The sequence below is a fragment of the Halobacillus sp. AWH4_228 genome (genome assembly GCF_056158365.1).
In genome coordinates this window covers 627120-648919 of the sequence record NZ_JBSWTE010000001.1, presented here as the reverse complement: position 1 = coordinate 648919, position 21800 = coordinate 627120, and the positions used below count along the sequence as shown (strand labels likewise).

Sequence of the window (21800 nt, the reverse complement as noted above, 5' to 3'; positions counted from 1 at the left end):
GACAGGCCGGCCGGTGTCACCAAACAGCTGAGATCCCCCCCTCCTATCCTGTTTGTTTGATGCCTGCCGCTCCGTCCTTTCTATGATCGAAGTAAAACCAAATCAACCTCTCTCAAAAAACCCCTGCACACGGTGTGCAGGGGTTTTTTTCAGATATAAAGGAGAAGAAGCATCGTGTTTTTCAAGCACCATTAGAAAACCATCAAAAATCTTATAGTGAACATGCTCTTTCCCGTCTATGATTTTTCCATACGAAGGGAGATAACCTTATCTTGATTAAAAGCCCGATGCCCACCTCGTCATGTATGGAGCTCACAAGGAACGTTCGGTGGTGACGCCTGCGGGAACAGCACGAGCTGAAGATCCACTTGGTCAAGTAATCTTCTTGACCAAGTCAGCTGAGGCCGTACCCGCGGCAAGCATCCATCGATAAGCGGAACGTGACCATTCATAAGACATATGGGGATCTCCAAATCCTATATTTACAGTCCAAAAACCCCTGCCTATGACAGGCAGGGGTTTTTACGTTATAAGATCGGCGACAGCAGCCGGGAGATCGCTTCTTTGAAACGGATCCACGTTGACCTTGATTGATAAAGCGGCAGAGTGAGCTCAGTCGAATCTACGATATCTTCATGAAAACGGTCAGACAGCTCTTTCGCTGCATCCGGATGATAGAGAAAGGCATTGACTTCAAAATTGAGCCGGAAGCTGCGTACATCGATATTGGCCGTTCCGACGGAAGCGATAGTATCGTCCACGACAATCGTCTTGGCATGAAGGAATCCTTTCTGGTAAATATAAACCGTTGCCCCGGCCTTCAGCATGTCGCCGATATTGGAATAAGTCGCCCAGTAAACAAAAGGGTGATCCGGCTTATTCGGAATCATAATCCGAACATCGACACCTGAAAGAACAGCTACACGGAGAGCATCAAGAAGACTGTCATCGGGAATGAAATACGGTGTCTGGATATACACATGTTTTTTTGCAGACAGAATCATCTTCAGATAACCATGTTTGATCTGTTCCCATTCAGAATCCGGTCCACTTGAAACAATCTGCATCGCGACGTCGCCCTTTGGCTCCGCTTTGTAATAACGCTCTTCATATACGATGTCTCTGCGGGAGGCATGGTTCCAATCGAGAATGAAACGCGTCTGCATATTGTTCACCGCATCCCCCTCGACACGGAGATGAGTATCGCGCCAGTAGCCGAACCGCTTATTAAAGCCAAGGTATTCATCCCCAATATTAAAACCACCGGTATAACCGATCTTCCCATCGATGATTGCCAGTTTCCTATGGTTACGGTAGTTGATCTTCAAATTGACCTTCGGAATAAAGGAAGGAAAAAACGACTCCACCTGAATGCCGGCCTGCTTCATCTTCTTCAGGTAGCCCCGCTTCAAAAGACGAGATCCCATATCATCATAAAGAAGCTTTACTTCAAGACCGGCTTTCGCCTTTCGAATCAACGCATCTGCGAGCCGCTGTCCAAGGTTATCATCCCGGAGAATGTAATACAGCAGATGGATATGATTTTCCGCCTGTTCAATATCTTCAAGAAGAGCCTGGAATTTCTTCTGCCCATCCGTAAAGATCTGCACAGCATTGTTCTGGGAAAGAAGGGCATCGTTGTTTTTCAGATGCATGTATATCAGATCCTCATAAGGAATAATGTCTTTATGCTGAACTTCCAGATGTCCTTCCTTAATGGCCGTCAACTGCTCCTGGACAGCCGTAAGAAGACCGAGACGGCTCTTTTTATCCCACGTGAAGATTTCTTTCCGGTTGAGTCGCCTCCCGAAAATCAAGTACAGCAGGAATCCGGCAATAGGAATGAATAAGAGCACCATCAGCCACGCCCACGTCGCACTGGCATCTCTTCGTTCGAGGAAGATGATCGCCAAAGCGAGCAGGACGTTTAAGCCAAGAATAATACTTAATAAAATTGGAAATATATCGATCATGTAGACACCTGCCTTTTAATGAACACCATTTCTCTCAATATATCATATTCTCTACCTCACAAAGGTTGGGAATGGAATGAAATCATGTAAAAAATACCATAAAAAAAGACAGGCGCTTCACCTTATGCCTGTCTCGTACCCATCTATCCTTGATGTTCCAAAAGAATTCCTGCTTCTTTAAGAGCCTGTTCTGCTTCATCCAGCGCTTCCCTGCTCTCTGCAGCAATCGTATGCGTATGAATGCCGCCCGTAAGCTCCAATAAAAAGGGAGCATTGGTGGAACGGACTTTTTCAATGAACTTCTTTACATCGCGGCGGTTTGCGACTTGAAGTCGTGCGGTCAAATCCCCGTATACCGGGTGTTCGACGACGACGTCCCGGACGTGGACACCATGATCCACCAGGATATTCAATTCATTTTCTGTCTCGCTTCCTTCGTGCCGACAGACAATGGTCCGCTGATAAGCCAGATCTTCTTTAGCCTCTGACATATACATGTAGCCCTGACTGGTAGCCACAATCGGTTCGTTCCCCGCTTTCAACAGGGAAACGTCACCGACAATCACCTGCCTCGTTACATTCATTTCTTCAGCTAGAGCACTTCCCGTAATCGGCATCCCCCGCTGCTTCAACAGGGTGAGGATGTACTCCCGCCGTTCATTTGCTTTCATTTTTTTAGAAGATTGACTCATAGACATGACCCCTTCGTGCAAAATACGTATCCTTATCTTACCATACAGAAATAGTGTTCAGGAAGCTTGACAGAGCCTCATCCCTGCTCAAGTGTCCACCCTGACAAATTCCACTTTTCAATGGAGAAGGTGCTCTCCCCAAGTGAAGTAAACAATATATGCTCTTCTTCCGGCTGAGGGAAGATCCGCGAGGTGAACACTTCCTCGCCCCCGTTCACGAAAATTTCCAGGCTGGATGTATCCGCAAAGATACGTAAGCTTTCCAATGGCCGTTCAAGACGGACTCTCCGGAATTCCGTTTTGGAATGCTCATCCAGACGCGGACGCGATAAAGTAAGAATGCCTTTTCTATAGCTGAGGGAGGCATATTGGTAGAATTCCAGCGCAAACTGATCCCCGAGCTTTTCAAATTCAAGGTTAAGCTCTATGGACCGCCCTTCTACTCCTCTCACAGCTTTCTGATCATTTTCAATTGTGATGGACGAATGCAGAAGGACCGGCCCTCTCATTTCCTGCAGTTCCTCCACCGGGGACTGAATCAACTGTCCATCCCTCCATGTCAATTCCCGCGGAAGGGTCAGGGCATGGATCCAATGGTTATCGACCGTTGGGTGAGCCTCCTCCCATTGATCAGGCACTCCCATCCATCCGACAAGGAGGCGTCTTCCATGCTCATCCTCCATCGTCTGCGGCGCATAAAATTCAAATCCTCGGTCCAGTTCCTTGAAGGCGCCATGATCGAAGGTCCCTGCCTCATAATCCAAACTGCCGGTGAAAAATCCACTCTGATAAGTGTTGGCATAATCCATCCCATCCGGGTCAAGCCCCTGTGGAGAAACAATCAATACATCCCGGCCGTTCAAATGAAAGAAATCCGGGCATTCCCACATATAACCGAACGCTTGCAGCGGCCCTTGGAAACTCCCTGCGGCAGGTCCGATAAACTCCCAGTTTTCCAGGTCCTGTGATTGATATAACAACACCTGCCCCTGCTTGGCTTCCGTCTGTGCCCCGACAACCATGTACCACTTTCCTTCATGATGCCATACTTTAGGATCCCGGAAATGACTGGTATACCCTTCGGGACGCTCCACGACGACACCTTTTTTCGTGAAGGTCACCCCGTCACTCGAAACGGCCAGGCACTGATACTCCTCTTCAGGGTCTCCATCACCATCTATATTTCCTGTATAGAAAAGATGCAGCTGATCATCCGATACAACAGCACTCCCAGAGAATGCCCCGTCCTTATCAAACCATTCGGACGGCGTAAGCGCAGGCTTTTGCTCCGTCCAGTGGATAAGATCCCTGGATGTCCGATGTCCCCAGAATTTGGCGCCGTGGCCTGTATGGAAAGGCATCCACTGATAAAACAAGTGGTAGGTGCCGTTCCACTGGATCCATCCATTCGGATCATTCATCAATCCTGCAGCAGGCATATGGTGGTACGTGAGGCGGTAAGGATCCCCTTCCACACTCTCTTTGTTTTTACGTACTTCTGCTTCTACAAGTTCTCTCAGTTCCTCGTCCCGCTCCGTCAATGTCATCCCCCTCTATGTATAAATACGTCCTATCACCTGATTCTTTCCACCTATTATATAGCGTTTTCTATCTATTTTCCATTCATATCCCAGCAGATGAATACGAGCCGACAGCCATGCTGCTCCACGCAGATTGCTTTGTTTCTTCAAATCTTCTGCATAAAAAAGAAAAAAGCCTAAAACACCAGGGTATTTTAGGCTTTTCCTATTACTTCGTCGTTAAGACAGCCACTGTAGACTGACCAGCTTCTGCATGATCACTGTACGATGGTTCAAAAGAGTCGATGATATCGTCATAGTTGGTAATGATGACAGGAGTAATGGTGCTTTTCGCTTTTTCTTTAACCAGATCCATATCAAATGTGATCAAATGGTCTCCAGCTTTCACCTGATCTCCAGCTTTCACGTGACCTTCGAAACCTTCTCCTTCCATTGATACGGTTTCAAGACCGATGTGGACAAGGACTTCAACACCGGACTTCGTTTTGATCCCTACGGCATGGTTGGTTGGGAACAGTTGAACGATTTCTCCGGATACAGGACTGACCACTTTTCCATCTGCAGGTTCAATGGCAACACCATCACCCATCATACGCTGGCTGAATACAGGGTCGTCCACTTCATCAAGAGCGACAACTTTCCCGCTGACAGGAGCAGTCAGCTGCTCTTCTTCATTTTTTTTACCGAATAATTTTTTAAACATACGGCACCGTCCTTTATGTTTTTATAAATGTTAAAGCTAGTTTCACGGTTGTTCATGAAGCTACTTTTACTTTTCCCTGCACCGGAAAGGATAAACGCCGAACAAAACAAAAAAGCCGGACAGGTGTCACGGCTTTGACGCGTTCATCAATCTTCCGAGAGGGACTGATATAAATCATACCAAATATCGTCGACGGCTTCGAGTCCGACGGATATACGGATAAGCGATTCGTGAATGCCCATGGCGTTCCGCTGCTCTTCAGGAACGACCGCATGAGTCATGGAAGCGGGATGCTGGATCAATGTTTCGGCATCTCCAAGGCTGACCGCAATCTTAATGAGGTTCAACCGGTTGATGAATTGTTCCGCTTCTTCCCGTCCTCCGTTCAATTCAAATGCGATGACTCCCCCTCCGGCCTTCATTTGATTCTGTACAATCGCGGACTGCCTGTCATCCTCAAAGCCCGGATAATGCACGTGCTTCACTCTCGGATGACGAATCAGACGAGCCGCTATTTCAGACGCATTCGCACTATGGCGATCCATGCGGAGGTGCATCGTTTTCATTCCTCTGATCAACAGCCACGCATCAAATGGAGATAAGATACCGCCGATGTCCTTCTGCTGGGAAGAAGCAAGCTTCTCCATAAACGACCGGCTCCCTACGACGACACCGGCTACGACATCCCCGTGTCCTCCTATATATTTCGTTGCACTATGAACAACAACGTCGCATCCAAGTTCGAGCGGTCTTTGAAGATAAGGCGTGCAGAACGTATTATCAACTACAACCGGGATGCGGGACAAAGAGGCTGTCCGTGACACCATCTCCAAATCTATGACTTTCATCGTTGGATTAATCGGCGTTTCCACGAAAATACAGGCCGTCCGGTCCGTTATCGTCTGCTTCAGATCCTCCTCTGTCTCCATAGAACAGAAGTCATGAGTAATCCCATACTTCTCTTCCATCATCTTGAGCAGCCCGTACGTACACCCATACAGACCATTGGAACAGACAATATGGTCACCGGCTTTTGTAAGCGCAATAAGGACGGCCGAAACAGCCGCCATCCCAGATGCAAAGGCAAGTCCCTTCCCGCCACCTTCCAAAGCAGCCATTCGTTCTTCAAACTGGGCGACGGTTGGGTTGCCGAGCCTGGAATAAATATAGCCCTCCTCCTCACCGGCAAACCTGCGTGCCCCTTCCTGAGCAGAAGCAAATGAAAATGTAGAAGTTTGATAGATCGGGGTGGTCAGGCTCCCTGTTTCATTATGTCCAGCCTGCTCATTGTGAATCATCTTTGTTTCCATATGTGTCTTTTTCATAACCCTTCCCCTTCCCTTTTCTGTAAGCGTTTACATTAATAGTTTATCAAAAAAGGAGGGAAAAGGCTCCCCCCTTACCTACTATATTCATCACAGAGACTCTTGTTCTTCCACATCGTCTCCGTCCTTAAGTTCATTGAAATGTTCATGAAAGAGCCGCTCCAGCCACTCAAAATCAACTTCTTTAATCCCTTCTGCAAGTGGCAGCGGTTCTCTTCTGTAACCATACGGTTATCCACGTAATGAAGCAGTTCGAAAATAAAGGCCCTTTCCGGATCGATAACGTCGTCAAGAGCAATGGTGTACCCTTTTGATTTCAACTCACGGCACACCTGGATCATCTCGAAACTGAATGACACTTCATCAAGGATCTCAACGACCAATTCTTCAGGGTCGAAGTATTCCGGTATTTTTTAAAACAACAGGTCCTCCATGAAATTAATAAAGCAGGGCTTATCATTGGACAACCGATCCAGTCCGATTGTAACGAAACTGTTCATCAGCACGTCCGATGCTGCCTTGTTCTCATCCATGGGCACAAACTTGTTCTCCTCCCTACTCCGGTATAGAAGCTCATACGTCATCCACCGTCAAAATCGGCTGCCGTGCCACACATACTTCCATCCTGTTTATCACTTCCATCTGATTCCATATACCCACTGGTTATACTACAAAAGTTTCCATACAGGGATCAGGTAGAAGCCTGCAGCCTCATTATGTCATACGATTGTCGAAAACTTATATTTTTTCCAGATACATGATTTGGTAAGGAAAGGAAACACTGTAAGAAAAGCATCTCTCAGGAGGGTTTCTATGACACATTATGAACAGTGGACACAACCTGAACCACTATGGAGAGAAGATACATCCTTGTCTTCCTATGAACCGTTAAAAGAAGATACATCTGCGGAAGTCGCTGTCATCGGCGGTGGTATGACCGGAATAACGACGGCTTATCTGCTCGCTAAAACCGGGAGAAAAGTCATTCTTCTGGAAGCGGACCGATTGATCAACGGCACCTCCGGACATACAACAGCCAAAGTAACGGCCCAGCACGGATTAATCTATCACGAGTTGATTAAACACTTTGGTGAGGAGTCCGCCTCCCTTTATTACCAGGCACAGACAAAGGCTCTCCAAACGATGAAAGAATGGGTCGATAAGTACAATATCGCTTGCGACTGGGCGGAAGAAGACGCTTTTTTATTCGCAACCACCTCTAAAGGAGCATTGAAACTGGACAAGGAGTACGAAGCCTATCAGACGCTGGACATTCCCGGTGGTACAGGTCATACGCTCCCTTTCAGCATGGATGCTGAAAAGACACTCCGCATGAGAAACCAGGCCCGGTTCCACCCTGTGAAATATCTGAAAGCCATCGCTGAGGAATTTGTGAGACTTGGAGGAGAAATTTACGAACAGACGAAAGCGGTTGACGTTACTGAAAAAGACCGCCTTGAAATTAAAACCGGCGGCGGGTCCGTCGTGGCCTGCGAGAAAATGGTCTCCTGCAGCCATTTCCCTTTTTATGATGGAAAAGGCCTGTACTTTTCCCGCATGTATGCGGAAAGATCCTACGTGATCGCTGTCGAACCTGAGCGTGAAGTTCCTGCGGGCATGTACCTGTCCATCGACGAACCGAAACGTTCGATCCGCACGGCTGAGTACAACGGAAAGAATGTTCTGATCATCGGTGGAGAAAGTCATAAGACCGGTCAGGGGGTCGATACAAGCTTCCACTACCGGGCGCTGGAGGAGTTTGCTGCCGTGACGTTCGGCATCAGGAAGAAGCTCTTCCAATGGTCTGCCCAGGATTTGACGACGCTCGATAAGGTTCCTTATATCGGACCGATCACCCGGAAAAACGACCGGATTTTTATTGCGACCGGTTTCCGAAAATGGGGCATGACCAATGGAACACTCGCTGCCCAGCTGATTACCGATTATGTATGCGGGGAAACCTCCTTGTTCCACGAGCTTTTCAAACCATCCCGTTTCAAGTCAGATCCAAGTATGAAGCAGTTCATTTCCCAGAACTTCGATGTAGCCGCCCACCTGGTGGAAGGAAAAGTCGAACTGGTGGAAGATAAACCGAACCGTTTAAAAAAAGGGGAAGGAATGGTTGTCCAGTGGAAAGGACAGAGGGCCGGTGCATTCAGGGATGAGGAAGGACAGCTTCACGTCCTGGATACCACCTGTACCCACCTTGGATGTGAAGTCGAATGGAACAGTGCGGAACATTCCTGGGACTGCCCGTGTCATGGGTCCCGCTTTTCCTATGATGGTTCTGTCATGGAAGGACCAGCCGATCAGCCGCTTCTGAGAATAGCAATCGACAACCATGCGGAACTCCCGTTTCAAAACCTTGGTGATGCAGACCGGCCGCAGGACACGCCGTAATCAATGACAAACGTTTTACCGCTTGTAGAGAAACCATGTGTTTATCTACAAGCTTTTCTCATGCTTCCAGATCACCGCCATTGGTCAGCCGCCCGTATCTTCCGGAGAGGCCATTGGCCGGCCTGTACTTTTTGATCATCTAAGAACCGTTCCTCTTCATAGGTGGCCCTGAAGCGCACCCTTTTCGATTTCAAGGGAAAAGGAGGCACTTCAGGCCTTTTCTTTCCATTCTGTTCTGCAAATGGTGCTATAATGATTCGGACGTACATCGAACAGTTTTTTATGGAAAGGAGGACAGAGATGGAAAATGATCAAAAACTAGGAATCATCTATACATCCGGAGCTTATATTCTATGGGGCATTCTTCCGATTTACTGGAAATGGATTCAAGAAATTTCCGCCTTTGAGATTCTTGCCCACCGCATCGTCTGGTCGTTTGTTTTTATGACGCTGATCATTTTGGTTCTTCAAAAACAGCAGGCGTTTTTCAAAGAATGCCGACGGATTTTAAAGAATAAGCGGCAGATGATCGGAATGACACTGGCATCTGTGACCATCAGTATCAACTGGGTGACCTACATACTTGCTGTCAATACCAACCACGTGGTTGAAGCCAGCCTCGGCTATTACATTAATCCGCTGGTCAGCATTCTGCTCGGCATGATTTTCCTTCAGGAACGCTTCTCGAAAGCCCAGTGGCTCGCTTTCGCTCTCGCTGGAACAGGCGTCCTTTATATGACACTAAAGTTCGGCTCCGTCCCCTGGCTTGCCCTGCTCTTGGCCTTCAGCTTCGGAACATACGGCCTGCTTAAAAAACTGGTGCCGTTGAACGCCATGTTTGGGCTGACCATTGAAACGTTCATCGTTACACCAGCTGCGCTTTTCTTCCTGCTCCAGCAGCTAAGCGGGCAGGGGGCATCCGTAGAATGGGGATTGCTCACAGCACTCCTTGTCTTCGGCGCCGGAGTCGTGACCGCTGTACCGTTACTTTTATTCTCAGCGGGGGCCAAACGGATTCCGCTTTCCATGGTGGGTTTTTTACAGTATTTCGCGCCAACGATTATGCTGTTCATCGGTGTATTCCTCTACGACGAACCATTCACATCGGTGCATGGCGTCGCCTTTACATTCATCTGGGCAGGACTTGCCGTCTATACGATGGCCCGCATGAAGCGCATGAAGAAATACGAACCGAAAGTCACATAAAAAGGTGTTCTCCTGGAGAGAACACCTTTCACCTTGTAGAGGAGCTTCTGTTTCTTTACAAGCTTATTTCTTTCCTACTGCCAGGAGCGGAAGCCCCTTCCCTTTCCGCAGACGAGCCCGCGAGCCGAAGACCCACTTGGTCCAATGGTTTTCTTGACCAAGTCAGCGGAGGCCGTGCCCGCGGCAGGCATCCACCGATAAGCGGAACGTGCCCCCCTCAACATGACATGCGGACAACTCTAACTGGATAGGACGAACTTTTTCTACCAGCGCAGATGGGCAGCAGCATCTTTCCCTGACAAATAGGCACTTTCAAAACGGGTCCGGCCGGCTGTATCATTCGGGCGGAGGAACGCGTCTCCTCCGAGGATGAGTCTGCCGTCTCCATTCACATCAAGACAGGACTCCTTCACAACTTTCTTCGCCTGGGCATACCTCCACCGCTTCAACTGCTCCGACTCCAGGTCGTCCCATGGAAGATAGTTCTCCGCCTTTTCTTTCACCAGAGACATGACATAATCTTCACCGTAGTATTTTCTGGACCAGTCTGCTGTCATATAGACACTGACGATCACATCTTCGGAAATTCCTTTTTTACTATGGTCGACAATCCGTTCCACACCTTCAGGAAGGTCTTGATCCAAATGGCCGTGCTCAGGAAGTTCTGTAGGCTTGTTGAATTCAAACAATCCCACATACGTTGGCTCAAACAGGATCCCTTTCAATTGTTTTCTCACAGGTTCAGGCATGCTCATGGTACTGTTTCTGAAGAGCTCCAGAACCTGGGGCACAGGCATCGTCAAATACAGGCTGTCCGTCTGCCATTCAGAACCGTCTGCACTGTAGACCCTGTATCCCCCGTCATTTTCTAATAATTTCTCGACCTTTGTTTCCAATAAAGTGGGGATACCCTCAGCAAGCTGCTTGGCAAAAGCATTCATTCCGTCTACAGCCGTGTACCGCGGGTGGTCGTCACCGAACCATTCCTTTACCCATCCGGCCTCCACCCAGTGCTGGACTTCTTCTTCAAGTTCTTCTGTACGGACCGTGAAAAACTGGGCCCCGTGGTCCGCTCTGCCGCCCGCAATCCGGCGGGTGGCGAGGCGTCCCCCGACACTTTTCCCTTTATCGACAAGCAGGATATTTGTACGTCCCTGCTTCATCAGACGGCGCGCGGCTGTTATTCCTGCAAGGCCTGCACCGATAATCGTCACTTCATAATGTTCCATCCTTGACCCTCCCCTTCTCTTCTCTTGGGCTTCCTTTGCAGAAAACCCCATTCATCCTATATTTTTTCGACTTCAAGAACTTCATCAAGAATCGGATAAACCGCCTCGACTCCTTCTTCTGCCACCAAACAGGCGACACCGAGAGGCGTTTCCCAGAAAGTCTCTGGAATGGCCGGATTCTTCAAGCCGGCCGGCTGATACAACGAACGGTAAATCCGGTTCAAGTGATCCCTCGTTTCTTCTGCTTCCTTCGGTTTTTCTCCACGGGCGACCAAAAAGACCCAGCGCATCGACTGAAAAAGATTATCGCCCGGCATAAACGTGTATTCTTTAAAAAACTTCAATTGTTTTTCAGCTTTTTCTGTCAGACCTGTTTCCACAGCAAGATCGTCAAGATGGCCATGCAGATGGCGGTACACCATTTGGAAGATTCTTCTTTTTTCGTCCTGCATCACTTTATCTGTATAAATTTCCTGCAGCTTTTCGAAAGCTGATGTTTTCGACCATTCCATCTTCTCATCACCTCTCTTAACCATTTCGCCTTCAAAGGAAGTTAATCCTTCCTGAAACCGAAGGAGGAAGCTTCCCCTTCCACCGATTGATAAAAAAGAGGGAAATCCTTGGTGTCTTCTTTCAAATGCCGTCCCATATGAGGCATCAGCTTATTCCACGCCATAGGGTTGGCGGCGATGGTTTGAAACAATGCCATTTCGTTGTCTGTCCACTTCCGGAGCGATTGAATATAATCCAATGTCAGCTGAAATCCCGGCAGCAGCTGTTCATCCCTTCGACTCTGAAAACGATCCAGGGCTGTTTTCCAATCCACCCCTTCATCCATCTGCTGAAAAGCATCGGCCAGCAGAAAAGACTGTAGAAACGCATCATTGATTCCAAGCCCCGTACTTGGATCTTTACTGTGACCAGCATCTCCAAGGAGGACCCAGCCCTCTCCATAAGCATTCCTGAAAAAGTTCGGCATTCCGGGGGTTCCGATAATCTTTCCCTGCAGAACTGCCCCTTCCATCCTTTTCTTCATTCCGTAAAATTGATTAAACGTTTGTTCAAATGTATCCTGCGGCGCTTTCATCATGTCCGTAAATTCCCCAGGGTGGATTTCAATACCGAGACAATCCCGGTTTTCCTCCATTGGAAATACAAAGCCGATTCGTCCTTCATGCAGGAAAATCTCCGTTACAGGTTCGCTTAACGGCTCCACGCCTGTGTAATAACCGTATAAGACCGGACGGAGAGGCTTCGTTTCCCGATACTTCTCTGCTTCCGTCCAGGCAGCGATGTTCGAGTTCTTTCCATCCGCTCCGGCCACCCACGCTGCACAGGCCTCCCACGCTTCCCCTTCTGTTTCAAGGTGAAGCCCGGCAACGCGCCCGTCCTCTCTGATCAAACCTCTTGCTGACGTACGCGGCATAAAAGTGACGGAACTCAACGCCTCGGCCTGCTCGATCAGAAGAGGGTCCAGGACATCTCGTTTAGGTATAATCGTATAATCCGCTCTCGGTCCTTCTATAAAACTTTGGCCGATATACGTCCGCATCCGGCTCACTTTTCTCAAACCGGTCTTCTCCAGTTTATGAAGGATGCCCAGTTCCTCAAGGAAGCGGGTATGGGACATAAAGTGAGTAGACAGTGTGTCACTCGGAAACGCGGCTTTATCGATCAACAGGACACGCTTCCCCATTTTCCCGAGCAGGACAGCCAGACTTGCCCCAGCTGCCCGGGCTCCTGTAATGATCACGTCATATGTATGATTCATTCCGGTCCTTCCTTTCTTTCTCAACCTGTGTCCCATCATAATCGGTTTCACGCAAAAAAACTACAGCCACAGGAAAACAAGCATAGGAAGCCATAAAAAAATCCCCTGGACGGGGATTTTTTAAAAGGTACGCTCTTCTTCAACTTCGTGATTCTGGTCAAGGATGTACAAGCGGCTCGGTTTGTTCTTTTTCGCGATTTCTTCCGCTTTTTCTACAGCTGTATCACGCTCATCAAATAAATCTGTCGGAGCTACGTCCTCAATTTTTACGAACCATCCGGTTACATCTTTATTTGGTACTACACTATATTCCTTCATGAAAACATCTCCTTCAACATAGACTTAATTATCCATTCCCGCCCTATTATAGATTTAAACACCCTTGTTTCAAGCTGGGAATTGACAAGAGAGCTGGACCCCTTTATAATTTCAAACAAGTCAGATAAATTAAATATTGAAAACTCTTATCGTGAGCGGCAGAGGGACTAGGCCCTGAGACGCCCGGCAACCTTCAAGGAAAACTTGAAAAGGTGCTACATCCTACAGATCAGATGATCTGAAAGATAAGGGGAGGTAAGCATACATAAAAGCCCTCTTCTTACTTACAGAAGAGGGTTTTTCTTTTTCCCTCTACACCGAGGATCAGGATGTCCTGGAAATCATAAGGAGGAATGAAACAATGACCAATTCAAATCATGTATACGGTGATGAAACACAGCTGCTTCACGGTGGACAGGAAGCTGATCCAGCAACAGGATCGCGTGCTGTTCCCATCTATCAGACAACGTCATATGTATTTAATGATACCGATCATGCCCAGAACCTATTCGCCCTGGCCGAACCAGGGAACATCTATTCCAGAATCACAAACCCGACGGTCGATGTATTTGAGCAGCGTGTTGCCCTTCTGGAAGACGGTGCCGCTGCTGTCGCTACAGCTTCCGGGATGGCGGCAATCACGATGGCCGTCCTGAACGTTGCCGGAGCCGGAGATACCATCCTCACTTCCTCCAACTTGTACGGAGGTACGTATAACTTATTCGTCCACACCCTTCCCCGCTATGGTGTGAACGTTGTTTTCGTAGATGGGAACGATCCTAATGCCTTTGAGGAAGCTGTTACACCTGAAACGAAAGCGATTTTTGCTGAAACCATCGGGAACCCAAGCCTGAATGTGCTGGACTTTGAAGCGGTAGCGGATATTGCCCACGCCCATCACATTCCCTTGATTGTCGACAACACCTTCGCCACCCCTTATGTATGCAAACCGATCGCCTGGGGAGCCGATATCGTTGTCCACTCCGCAACGAAGTGGATCGGGGGCCATGGTACAGCTATCGGCGGTATTGTCGTAGACAGCGGGCGTTTTGACTGGAATCACGAAAAATTCCCGGGTTTTACTGAGCCTGATGAAAGCTACAACGGCATCCGCTTCGGTATTGATGCTGGACCTGCCGGCTATGCGGTTAAGCTCCGTGTTCAGATTTTGAGAGATATCGGCGCCTGCCTGAGCCCCCAGAACGCCTTCCTGCTCCTGCAGGGACTTGAAACGCTTCACCTGAGAATCGAAAAGCATGCAGAACAGGCCTATGAGATTGCTGCATACCTGCAGAATCATGAAGGGGTGGATTGGGTGAATTACCCTGGACTGCCGGATCACCCTACTCATGACCTTGCCCGAAAGTATTTGAAAGGCGGAGCCGGATCCATGGTTGTCTTCGGAATCAAAGGGGGACGCGAAGCCGGTCGTAAATTGATCGATCACTCCACACTCTGGTCCCACGTAGCTAATGTGGGTGATGCGAAATCATTGATCATCCATCCGGCATCCACCACCCATCAGCAGTTGAATGAGGAGAACTTGAAAAAGTCCGGTGTTTCCGAAGAACTTGTCCGCTTGTCGGTTGGTCTGGAATCTGTGACTGATCTTATACAGGACTTGGATCAAGCCATAGAAAAGGCCAATGGATACAGCCGCCCTTATAAGGAACAGCCTCATCCAGCGGAGACCGTTCTCCGTTCCTCTCTCGACCGGTCCAATGGGAACATCCGCCGGAAAACGATCGGCGTCATTCCTGATCAGCCGGGAGGCCTGCAGGAGGAAGCCTCCAAGTTGGAGCGGTTCGGTTTTGATGTGACTACTTTTTCAAAGGTGGAAGACATTCTGGAACAGAACGATCCAGCTTTCGATATTCTTTACTTTGAAACCCTTGGAGAAAACCAAACGGATCTGGCCCAGTCGGCGAATCCATCGGTCATCTGGTCCAAAACTGCTTCTTCCCTGAAAAATGAACAAATCCTATCCGGTGCGAGCCTTTACGAGACGATCGTTTCGATCCGCTCAGGACACCACTTATCTCAAACACTCGTCACTGTATAATGGCCAGAAAGGAGAATGAAAGCATGTCTTTAAAAAACCCCGCCAGCCAGACAGCAGCTTTGGAAACGATTGAACTGGGACCCTTCCATTTCGAATCCGGCGGACGGCTGGAATCTGTCGAACTGGCTTACGAACGCACCGGCCCGTCTCATGCTCCCGTCATTGTCGTCTGCCACGCTTTAACCGGGAACCAGGCAGCTGTGGGTACGGAAGAGCAGCCCGGCTGGTGGGCAGGATTAATCGGGGAGGGGGAGCCAATCGACACCTCCCTGTTCCAAGTGATTACTTTCAATGTTCTGGGAGGTTGTCACGGGTCTACAGGTCCCGCCAGTATGAATCCGGATACAGGCAGACCATTCCGTCAGCATTTCCCTAAAGTGACCATCCGGGATATGGTCCGTGCCCAGTATGAGGCTTTAAAAAAGATGGGCATTCATCAGGTCAAAGCTGTTGCGGGAGGATCGCTTGGAGGTATGCAGGCGTATGAGTGGGGGCTCCTCTACCCTGACTTTATGGAGAAGCTGCTGATTATGGCTGCCACCCCCTACTTAAGTGATTACGGCATCGCCTTCAATCATATCGGGGCGAAAGCCATTAAAAACGATCCTTTTTTCCAAGACGGGAACTACACGACGAATGAGTCCCTGCAGGGGTTTGAAATTGCGCGGATGACCGGCATGGTGACTTACAGAAGCCCTGCTCTTTTTGAAAAAAGGTTTGACCGGTCCAATGGAGGAGACACTTATGAAATTCAGTCCTACCTGGATTATCAGGGAGATAAAATCAAAGAACGGTTTGACGCGAACAGCTACTTGTACCTGCTTGATGCAATGAATAACCATGACATCGGGAGAAACCGGGGAGGATGGAAAGCGGCCGCCGCTCAGTATAAAGCAGACTTGATCACGTTCAGTTTTGAACACGACCTGCTGTATCCAGAAGAGCTGATTTCCGCTTTTTCATCGGCGGCACCGAAGGCCGTCCACAGGCATATCCCTACGGATTATGGTCACGACGGCTTTCTCGTTGAATTCGAACAATGGGGCCGTTTCATCAAAGATGAGCTGAATGAGGACTAGAAAACATAAAAAAGACGGGTAGACGAACACGATGTTCATCTACCCGTCTTTTTTATGATGGAAGATCACTGACTTTCACAAATTGAAACCCTTGGGAAGTTAACTGTTCCAGCACAAGCTCTACGACTTCAGGGGTCCGGCTCTCTAATTCATGGAGAAGAATCACTGAACCATCCTCTGCCTGTGAAATAATCTCTTCCGCTATTTCCTCCGGCTCCTGTTCGCTCCACTCTTCGGAATAGAGCGTCCATGGAACCGTATTCCAATCGCCTTTATAAGCCTTTGGAGGATTCTCGCCAAACGGCAGTCTCAATCCAGCCGTTTCTACTCCCGCGGCCTGCTTGATCACGTCCTGGGCAGCGAGGATCTGCTCATCCACCTCTTCCGGATTTAACCGGGCGAGGCGGGGATGATCCCACGTATGATTTCCGATTTCATGACCCTGCTCAGCCACCATCCGGGCCGTTTCCGGGTAATAGGACACCCGTTTTCCGATCATGAAAAACGAGCCTTTGGCGTCATACTTCTCCAGAAGGTTGAGAATATCCACTGTCCATGTTGGATGAGGACCGTCATCAAAAGTGAGAGCAGCTCTCTTTTCTCCGGTTTCCACCCCAAGGTCATCCGTTGAAACAGCCTCCACGGGGCTTTGCTCCTGCTCTGAAGAAGATGTTTCCGATGCGTCGGAAGCGGATTCCAAAGCTTCTACAAATTCTTTCCGAATGAGATCCTGCCCTTCTTCAAGTTCGACCAGTACATATCCCAATGTGCCGTCCTCCGCCTGAAGATAGACCCTCACCCCTTCTTTGGTAAGGGCCACATCTTCAAATGTTCCCTTATTCACGTGAAGAGGTAGATGGTAATGGGTGGCGACTTCCTCTTCCTTCATTGCTTCTTCTGTCAATGCAGCCAGTTCATCAAGCACTTCCGGATCATTCTTGAGCAGCTCGTCCAGCTCAAGCCTGCGTCCGTCCTTCTTATCAAAATTCATGACGGTCTGGTTTTGGATAACCTCGTTTCCGCCTACATCCATCGTTTCTATGAAGCGGACTACGAAGAAACGGTGATCCTGATAGAGCATCTCAAAGTCCACGTGAAGCTCATGGGATTCAGAAGCCTCCACGGATTGTTTATTCTGATAGCTGGCCTGTTTAAAGTCGGCCTTCTGTTGATTGACGTAATCAACAATCGTCTGATTCAATTGATGGTTGGTTGTCTGCGGATAGTGGATGGTTATGTGGTATTCATTATGCTCCACGAGTTCCGTCTTCATATCGATATCGTACATTGGTTCTGTTTCATCAGATGGTTTAGAATCATTTTCATTAGCTTTTGCGATAAATGAGCATCCTGATACAACTAAAACGACCAGCAGTGATATATATAAAATAGGTTGTCTCATAATTCTTCCCTCTTTATCTATTAGTCACACAACCTATTGTAACACAAATGTAACAATCATTTAATTAATCAGATATATTCAGCCTATTCTGACATTAAAAGTGGGTGCGGACGTCCCAGAGCTCAGGGAAAAAGCGGTGATCCAGAACTTTCTTCAAGTAGCCGACCCCCGAGGATCCTCCTGTCCCTTTTTTATGGCCGATGATCCGTTCCACTGTCTTCATATGACGAAAACGCCACTGCTGGAGGCTGTCCTCCAAATCGACAAGCTTCTCAGCCAGCTGATACAGATGCCAATACTGATCTACATCTTTGTAGACCATTGCCCAGGCGGCTTCAACCGAAGGGTTCTGCTCATACACATCTTTATAATTCCTGTTCAGCACCTGTGGATCGAGATCAAAACCTGCTTTGGACAGCTGCTCAAGTGTCACATCATACAAGCTGGGATTTTTATAGGCCTTTTCCAGTCGATTGTGAAGATCTTTATCTTTCCGGTAAATCTTCAATACAGCATTCGTTTTATACCCAAGAGCAAACTCAATCATCCGGTACTGGTAGGATTGAAACCCCGAAGCCTGGCCGAGGTGATCCCGGAATTCCATGTATTCTGACGGGGTCATCGTCGCCAGTACGTCCCATGCTTGGATGATCTGCTTCTGAATACTGGAGACTCTGGCAAGCATTTTAAAAGCCGGCTGCATGTCGTCATGTTGAATCGACCGGATGGCTGCCTGGAGTTCGTGAAGCATCAGCTTCATCCATATTTCACTCACCTGATGGATCATAATAAAGAGCATTTCATCATGATGGGAAGAAAGCGGCTTCTGCGCATCAAGCAGCTGGTCTAAACGTAAATATTCTCCATAAGTCATCCGATCGGAAAAATCCGTATGCACGCCTTCACTGCCTTTCGGCGGTTGCTGGGTCATGAGTGGGACCTCCTTTAGTCAAGTACTCCACGCTGTGGGATATTGCGGAACGTCATCGGGAGGAATTCTGTGTGAACAAGCCCTTCATACATTAAGAGCGTTCCGAGGACAGGGTCTTCTGTATGGACGTGCACCCGTGTCGCCCCTTCTTTTTCTTCATAATGTTCATATACGGACGTCACAGGCCCGGTCATGCCCAGCACTCCTCCCACATGATTCGTTCTTGACTCCATATACAATCCGCCCTCTGAAGTAACGTGAAGATCAAATTCTGCCTCTACCAGGCCCGAACGGCCAAGATGATCGACAAGGCACTGTTTTTCTTCATCATACCTCGCAGCAGAATCAAAACCGCGGATGGCATATGGGAAAAAGAAGCGGCGGATCCAACTGATCGTTTCTCTGCCCTCTTCATCTTCATAGACGTAATTTTCGAGGGTAAACGGCACATCTTTTCCACGCTCTCTGAAGAGAAGGTGATCCTTCACCCCCGCACTCATCAGCGGCCTCACCAACGCCGGAGTTCCTCGGATTTCCGTCATTCTGCCCTGTCCAAGGACCATAAGATTCTGCTTACTCGTTAATCCGTATTTTTTCTGCAGCTCAGGATGAAGGTTATGGAACTGCTCCCCGAGTGCTTTGTGGTAGATGGATTTCATTTGTATGCGGCCTCCTTTAAACTATCCGTTTTCCTGTTCTCCCCGTGCCTCGTGATGAATACACTAGGGAAGACGGAACCTTGGCTGTACATGAATTATAGCACAAGTAAACGCTTACGATTCAGCTGCATGCAGAAAAGAAAGACCTGCCCTTACAAGCAGGTCTTTCTTATGAAAAAACGTTGTTCTACATAACTTCCTCTGCATAATCACTGATTGCATAACCCTTCTGCTGCTTCATCAGCCAGCCCTGCTTTTCCAGCTGGGTGAACAACCGCTGAATATGCTTTTCAGGCCAGCTCGATAACAGACCAAACCAGCGTGTTTCATGAAGATAGAGACTTCTTAATTTGTTCGTCGGCTTGCCCGCGAGCATCTGGACCAGGGTGTGCACCGGATATTCACTGCCATAATAATAGATGAGGTCAAGAATCTGCTGAGTATCCGCATAAGTGATGGACCTTCCTTTAATGGTCAGAATGATATCCTCATCATTGTAGCGGACTTCTTCGAGACGCGCCTTCAGTTCCTCAAGGACATGCCGGGTATTCGGGTAGACATGCTCCGGCACGACCTTCTGCCAGCGGTTCAACTCCTTAAGAATACGGACATCATGAAGCTGGACACCTGCCAGCCACAGCAGCTCTGAATCGGTCCGCTTCTCCGGAATATGAACCCGGCTTAATTTGTCATACATGTCCAGTAAAGGATAGGCGGACAGGTCGTCTTTTCTGCGCTGATACTTTTCGATACGGCTGACGACAGCCAGGCTTTCATCAAGGGATTTCCTTGCGGTGTTGAGCTGTTTTTTCAAAGCTCTCAATTGGCCAAGCTGCTCGAGAAGCCTGCTGTTCTGTATCGCTATGTCATTGAACTGCTGCTCAATCGTCGCTGTGCGCTTGGCTGCCCGTTCCACATCAAACTCTTCAGGAAAACGGACCATATCTTCCACCGTGTCATAATAAAGGCAGAAATCACACGTTTCACAGTAGCAGCAGATCGTTTTCTCCCCGGCATCGAACTGTAAACATTTTGAATGGGGGCAGCTGCCTTGTTCCTGCTCGACCCACGCCTGTGGAAGAGCTCGGAACGGGCGCATGACGATTTCGACACGGTGCCTCCAATATGCGATGTCCTCAGGATAGTTCAGCACAGAAATGAGTGAGGATTGATTCATTGTTTCGACCGCATCGATGACTTCGCGCTTTTGATGAAAAAGCTGGACCATCGGATGCCGGTGAAACGCATCTGCTATTTTATCAAGCCAGTCTTCACGACTTTCCGTGCTGATGTGAGAAAGAAACAGATAATCATCCAGCACTTCCCCGACATGGTCATACAACTGGTCTGCGGACAGCTGAGTGAAATCTGTGTTATATAAATATTGATCTTTTAAAGGTAGTCCATGTTCTTCAGGCAGGGACTTCCATAAAAATAATTCTGGGCGCAGCAAATGTGGATGGATCTTCTCTTCCTTTTGAAAAGCTACAGGCAGAACTGCATCTCCGGTTAGTCCGAGATAATTCTGGATGGACGTTGTGTCCAGAGACTTCCTGCCGATATGATCCACAATTGCATCGTTAAGCCTGGATAATAACCCCCGTTCAAATTTATGTCCGATGGAACGAATATGTTTGTTCTTTTTCCCAATCGGCGCAAGTACAACATGAGGGTAGCGATGATCCTGGTAAGCAATCCTATTTGGCAGTCCCATAATGAATTCCCCTTTGAATAAGGATTTACTACTATTATAGAAAAAGTATTACGAGTTACCAACAAATATAAGTAAAATGGGCGTCAAACCGTTAAAATTTCCACGGGATACCCAATGAACAGTCCTGTTTCTATAACTCCAGGGATGGCACTGAGCTCTTTTTCCAACTCATCATGAATGTGTTGGAACCGCACTTCCAGCAGGAGATTTCCTGCTTCCGTGAGCACGGGGCCGTCTTTCGCCGCCGCCATCCGCAGCTGAATGTCCACACAAGGGAATTCCTGAAGCTTTGTTTCCACAAGATGCACAGCCCTCGGATCCACTTCAACAGGAACAGCATACTTTTCACCGAGTTTCTGAACATATTTACTTTCATCCACTAAAATATACGTTTTAGGGGAGCTTGCCATCACGAGTTTTTCAGCGAATAACGCTCCGCCCCTTCCTTTGATCAACCGGCCGGCATTGTCTACCTCATCCGCTCCGTCAAAACCCCAGTCGGGCTTTGCAGCTGTCAATGTTGTCGTCTTTAAGCCGAACAAGGCACAGTTCATCTCCGCTTCTTTCGATGTCGGTACGGCATAAACGTCCAGCCCCTCGTTCTTTACCCGTTCAGCGATCTTTTCCAGAGCAATGAAAGCCGTCGACCCGGAACCGACGCCGATCACCTGCTGATTTTCAACATATCCGCTCACTCTGGCGGCGGTCCGTTCTTTGGCTTCCCGATTGGATATTCCGCCAGCCCATACCGGTTTCCCGGCCAGCTGATTGTTCCAATTCATACAAATCACCTCT

General features: G+C 48.4%; 20 protein-coding genes and 1 riboswitch. Of the genes, 4 read left to right on the top strand and 16 right to left on the bottom strand.

What is annotated here, in order from left to right; translation table 11 throughout:
- Positions 1 to 527 precede the first annotated feature (527 nt).
- From cls to ACXADP_RS03230, 7 genes are all read right to left on the bottom strand, one after another.
- Positions 528 to 1970, bottom strand: a complete 1443-nt coding sequence (gene cls, locus ACXADP_RS03260) for a cardiolipin synthase (protein WP_474970450.1) — start codon at positions 1968 to 1970, stop codon at positions 528 to 530.
- 146 nt (positions 1971 to 2116) lie between these two features.
- Positions 2117 to 2665 carry a 3H domain-containing protein gene (locus ACXADP_RS03255; RefSeq protein WP_474969836.1) on the bottom strand — a complete coding sequence of 183 codons (549 nt, stop codon included), beginning with the start codon at positions 2663 to 2665 and terminating at the stop codon, positions 2117 to 2119.
- Between the two features lie 77 nt (positions 2666 to 2742).
- A complete protein-coding gene (locus tag ACXADP_RS03250) occupies positions 2743 to 4212 on the bottom strand; it encodes a glycoside hydrolase family 32 protein (RefSeq protein ID WP_474970818.1) in 1470 nt (489 codons plus the stop codon).
- Between the two features lie 202 nt (positions 4213 to 4414).
- Entirely contained in the window at positions 4415 to 4909 is a 495-nt protein-coding gene (locus ACXADP_RS03245; RefSeq protein WP_281658899.1) for a PTS sugar transporter subunit IIA, read from the bottom strand.
- 146 nt (positions 4910 to 5055) lie between these two features.
- Positions 5056 to 6234 carry a methionine gamma-lyase gene (megL, locus tag ACXADP_RS03240; RefSeq protein ID WP_474969839.1) on the bottom strand — a complete coding sequence of 393 codons (1179 nt, stop codon included), beginning with the start codon at positions 6232 to 6234 and terminating at the stop codon, positions 5056 to 5058.
- Between the two features lie 74 nt (positions 6235 to 6308).
- The gene (locus ACXADP_RS03235) at positions 6309 to 6554 is read right to left on the bottom strand and encodes a hypothetical protein (protein ID WP_474970817.1); all 246 of its coding nucleotides are present in this window, start codon (positions 6552 to 6554) and stop codon (positions 6309 to 6311) included.
- A 93-nt stretch (positions 6555 to 6647) separates the two neighbouring features.
- Positions 6648 to 6773, bottom strand: coding sequence for a hypothetical protein (locus ACXADP_RS03230; protein ID WP_474969841.1), 126 nt, complete (start codon positions 6771 to 6773; stop codon positions 6648 to 6650).
- Between the two features lie 274 nt (positions 6774 to 7047).
- Here ACXADP_RS03230 and ACXADP_RS03225 point away from each other — a divergent pair, with 274 nt between their 5' ends.
- Together ACXADP_RS03225 and rarD are read left to right on the top strand one after the other, a co-directional pair.
- Positions 7048 to 8634, top strand: coding sequence for an FAD-dependent oxidoreductase (locus ACXADP_RS03225; RefSeq protein ID WP_474970816.1), 1587 nt, complete (start codon positions 7048 to 7050; stop codon positions 8632 to 8634).
- Positions 8635 to 8934: 300 nt separating this feature from the next.
- Positions 8935 to 9840: an EamA family transporter RarD gene (gene rarD / locus ACXADP_RS03220; RefSeq protein WP_474969843.1), complete on the top strand. Its 906-nt coding sequence runs from the start codon at positions 8935 to 8937 to the stop codon at positions 9838 to 9840.
- A 263-nt stretch (positions 9841 to 10103) separates the two neighbouring features.
- On the opposite strand, the gene ACXADP_RS03215 is transcribed toward rarD, so the two are convergent.
- The 4 genes from ACXADP_RS03215 to ACXADP_RS03200 form a co-directional block, all read right to left on the bottom strand.
- Positions 10104 to 11069 (bottom strand): NAD(P)/FAD-dependent oxidoreductase, encoded by a 966-nt coding sequence (locus ACXADP_RS03215; protein ID WP_474970815.1) that lies wholly within the window; start codon positions 11067 to 11069, stop codon positions 10104 to 10106.
- Between the two features lie 56 nt (positions 11070 to 11125).
- Positions 11126 to 11581 (bottom strand): hypothetical protein, encoded by a 456-nt coding sequence (locus ACXADP_RS03210; protein WP_474970814.1) that lies wholly within the window; start codon positions 11579 to 11581, stop codon positions 11126 to 11128.
- A 41-nt stretch (positions 11582 to 11622) separates the two neighbouring features.
- Positions 11623 to 12840 (bottom strand): FAD-dependent monooxygenase, encoded by a 1218-nt coding sequence (locus ACXADP_RS03205; protein WP_474969846.1) that lies wholly within the window; start codon positions 12838 to 12840, stop codon positions 11623 to 11625.
- Positions 12841 to 12960: 120 nt separating this feature from the next.
- Positions 12961 to 13158, bottom strand: coding sequence for a DUF2188 domain-containing protein (locus ACXADP_RS03200; protein WP_474970813.1), 198 nt, complete (start codon positions 13156 to 13158; stop codon positions 12961 to 12963).
- Positions 13159 to 13301: 143 nt separating this feature from the next.
- Positions 13302 to 13410, top strand: a riboswitch (SAM riboswitch).
- Positions 13411 to 13519: 109 nt separating this feature from the next.
- Between ACXADP_RS03200 and ACXADP_RS03195 the strand changes: the two genes are divergently transcribed.
- Positions 13520 to 15220 carry an O-acetylhomoserine aminocarboxypropyltransferase/cysteine synthase family protein gene (locus tag ACXADP_RS03195; RefSeq protein WP_474970812.1) on the top strand — a complete coding sequence of 567 codons (1701 nt, stop codon included), beginning with the start codon at positions 13520 to 13522 and terminating at the stop codon, positions 15218 to 15220.
- Between the two features lie 23 nt (positions 15221 to 15243).
- Positions 15244 to 16299, top strand: a complete 1056-nt coding sequence (metX, locus tag ACXADP_RS03190) for a homoserine O-acetyltransferase MetX (RefSeq protein ID WP_474969848.1) — start codon at positions 15244 to 15246, stop codon at positions 16297 to 16299.
- Between the two features lie 52 nt (positions 16300 to 16351).
- On the opposite strand, the gene ACXADP_RS03185 is transcribed toward metX, so the two are convergent.
- From ACXADP_RS03185 to rpiA, 5 genes are all read right to left on the bottom strand, one after another.
- A complete protein-coding gene (locus ACXADP_RS03185) occupies positions 16352 to 17701 on the bottom strand; it encodes a polysaccharide deacetylase family protein (RefSeq protein ID WP_474969849.1) in 1350 nt (449 codons plus the stop codon).
- 94 nt (positions 17702 to 17795) lie between these two features.
- The gene (kynA, locus tag ACXADP_RS03180; protein WP_474969850.1) at positions 17796 to 18632 is read right to left on the bottom strand and encodes a tryptophan 2,3-dioxygenase; all 837 of its coding nucleotides are present in this window, start codon (positions 18630 to 18632) and stop codon (positions 17796 to 17798) included.
- A 14-nt stretch (positions 18633 to 18646) separates the two neighbouring features.
- Positions 18647 to 19291, bottom strand: a complete 645-nt coding sequence (locus tag ACXADP_RS03175; RefSeq protein ID WP_474970811.1) for a DUF4166 domain-containing protein — start codon at positions 19289 to 19291, stop codon at positions 18647 to 18649.
- 187 nt (positions 19292 to 19478) lie between these two features.
- Positions 19479 to 21005 carry an RQC-minor-2 family DNA-binding protein gene (locus ACXADP_RS03170; RefSeq protein ID WP_474970810.1) on the bottom strand — a complete coding sequence of 509 codons (1527 nt, stop codon included), beginning with the start codon at positions 21003 to 21005 and terminating at the stop codon, positions 19479 to 19481.
- Positions 21006 to 21088: 83 nt separating this feature from the next.
- On the bottom strand, positions 21089 to 21787 hold the full coding sequence (gene rpiA, locus ACXADP_RS03165) for a ribose 5-phosphate isomerase A (RefSeq protein ID WP_474970809.1): 699 nt from the start codon (positions 21785 to 21787) through the stop codon (positions 21089 to 21091).
- Positions 21788 to 21800: the final 13 nt, after the last annotated feature.

Excerpts from the sequence above, each read along its gene's own strand:
- ACXADP_RS03250 (WP_474970818.1), bottom strand. The coding sequence starts at position 4,212 with ATGACATTGACGGAGCGGGACGAGGAACTGAGAGAACTTGTAGAAGCA.
- ACXADP_RS03195 (WP_474970812.1), top strand. The coding sequence starts at position 13,520 with ATGACCAATTCAAATCATGTATACGGTGATGAAACACAGCTGCTTCAC.
- megL (WP_474969839.1), bottom strand. The coding sequence starts at position 6,234 with ATGAAAAAGACACATATGGAAACAAAGATGATTCACAATGAGCAGGCT.
- ACXADP_RS03215 (WP_474970815.1), bottom strand. The coding sequence starts at position 11,069 with ATGGAACATTATGAAGTGACGATTATCGGTGCAGGCCTTGCAGGAATA.
- rarD (WP_474969843.1), top strand. The coding sequence starts at position 8,935 with ATGGAAAATGATCAAAAACTAGGAATCATCTATACATCCGGAGCTTAT.
- ACXADP_RS03255 (WP_474969836.1), bottom strand. The coding sequence starts at position 2,665 with ATGAGTCAATCTTCTAAAAAAATGAAAGCAAATGAACGGCGGGAGTAC.
- ACXADP_RS03210 (WP_474970814.1), bottom strand. The coding sequence starts at position 11,581 with ATGGAATGGTCGAAAACATCAGCTTTCGAAAAGCTGCAGGAAATTTAT.
- ACXADP_RS03200 (WP_474970813.1), bottom strand. The coding sequence starts at position 13,158 with ATGAAGGAATATAGTGTAGTACCAAATAAAGATGTAACCGGATGGTTC.
- metX (WP_474969848.1), top strand. The coding sequence starts at position 15,244 with ATGTCTTTAAAAAACCCCGCCAGCCAGACAGCAGCTTTGGAAACGATT.
- ACXADP_RS03175 (WP_474970811.1), bottom strand. The coding sequence starts at position 19,291 with ATGAAATCCATCTACCACAAAGCACTCGGGGAGCAGTTCCATAACCTT.
- rpiA (WP_474970809.1), bottom strand. The coding sequence starts at position 21,787 with ATGAATTGGAACAATCAGCTGGCCGGGAAACCGGTATGGGCTGGCGGA.
- ACXADP_RS03170 (WP_474970810.1), bottom strand. The coding sequence starts at position 21,005 with ATGGGACTGCCAAATAGGATTGCTTACCAGGATCATCGCTACCCTCAT.
- ACXADP_RS03225 (WP_474970816.1), top strand. The coding sequence starts at position 7,048 with ATGACACATTATGAACAGTGGACACAACCTGAACCACTATGGAGAGAA.
- ACXADP_RS03205 (WP_474969846.1), bottom strand. The coding sequence starts at position 12,840 with ATGAATCATACATATGACGTGATCATTACAGGAGCCCGGGCAGCTGGG.
- ACXADP_RS03245 (WP_281658899.1), bottom strand. The coding sequence starts at position 4,909 with ATGTTTAAAAAATTATTCGGTAAAAAAAATGAAGAAGAGCAGCTGACT.
- ACXADP_RS03185 (WP_474969849.1), bottom strand. The coding sequence starts at position 17,701 with ATGAGACAACCTATTTTATATATATCACTGCTGGTCGTTTTAGTTGTA.
- kynA (WP_474969850.1), bottom strand. The coding sequence starts at position 18,632 with ATGACCCAGCAACCGCCGAAAGGCAGTGAAGGCGTGCATACGGATTTT.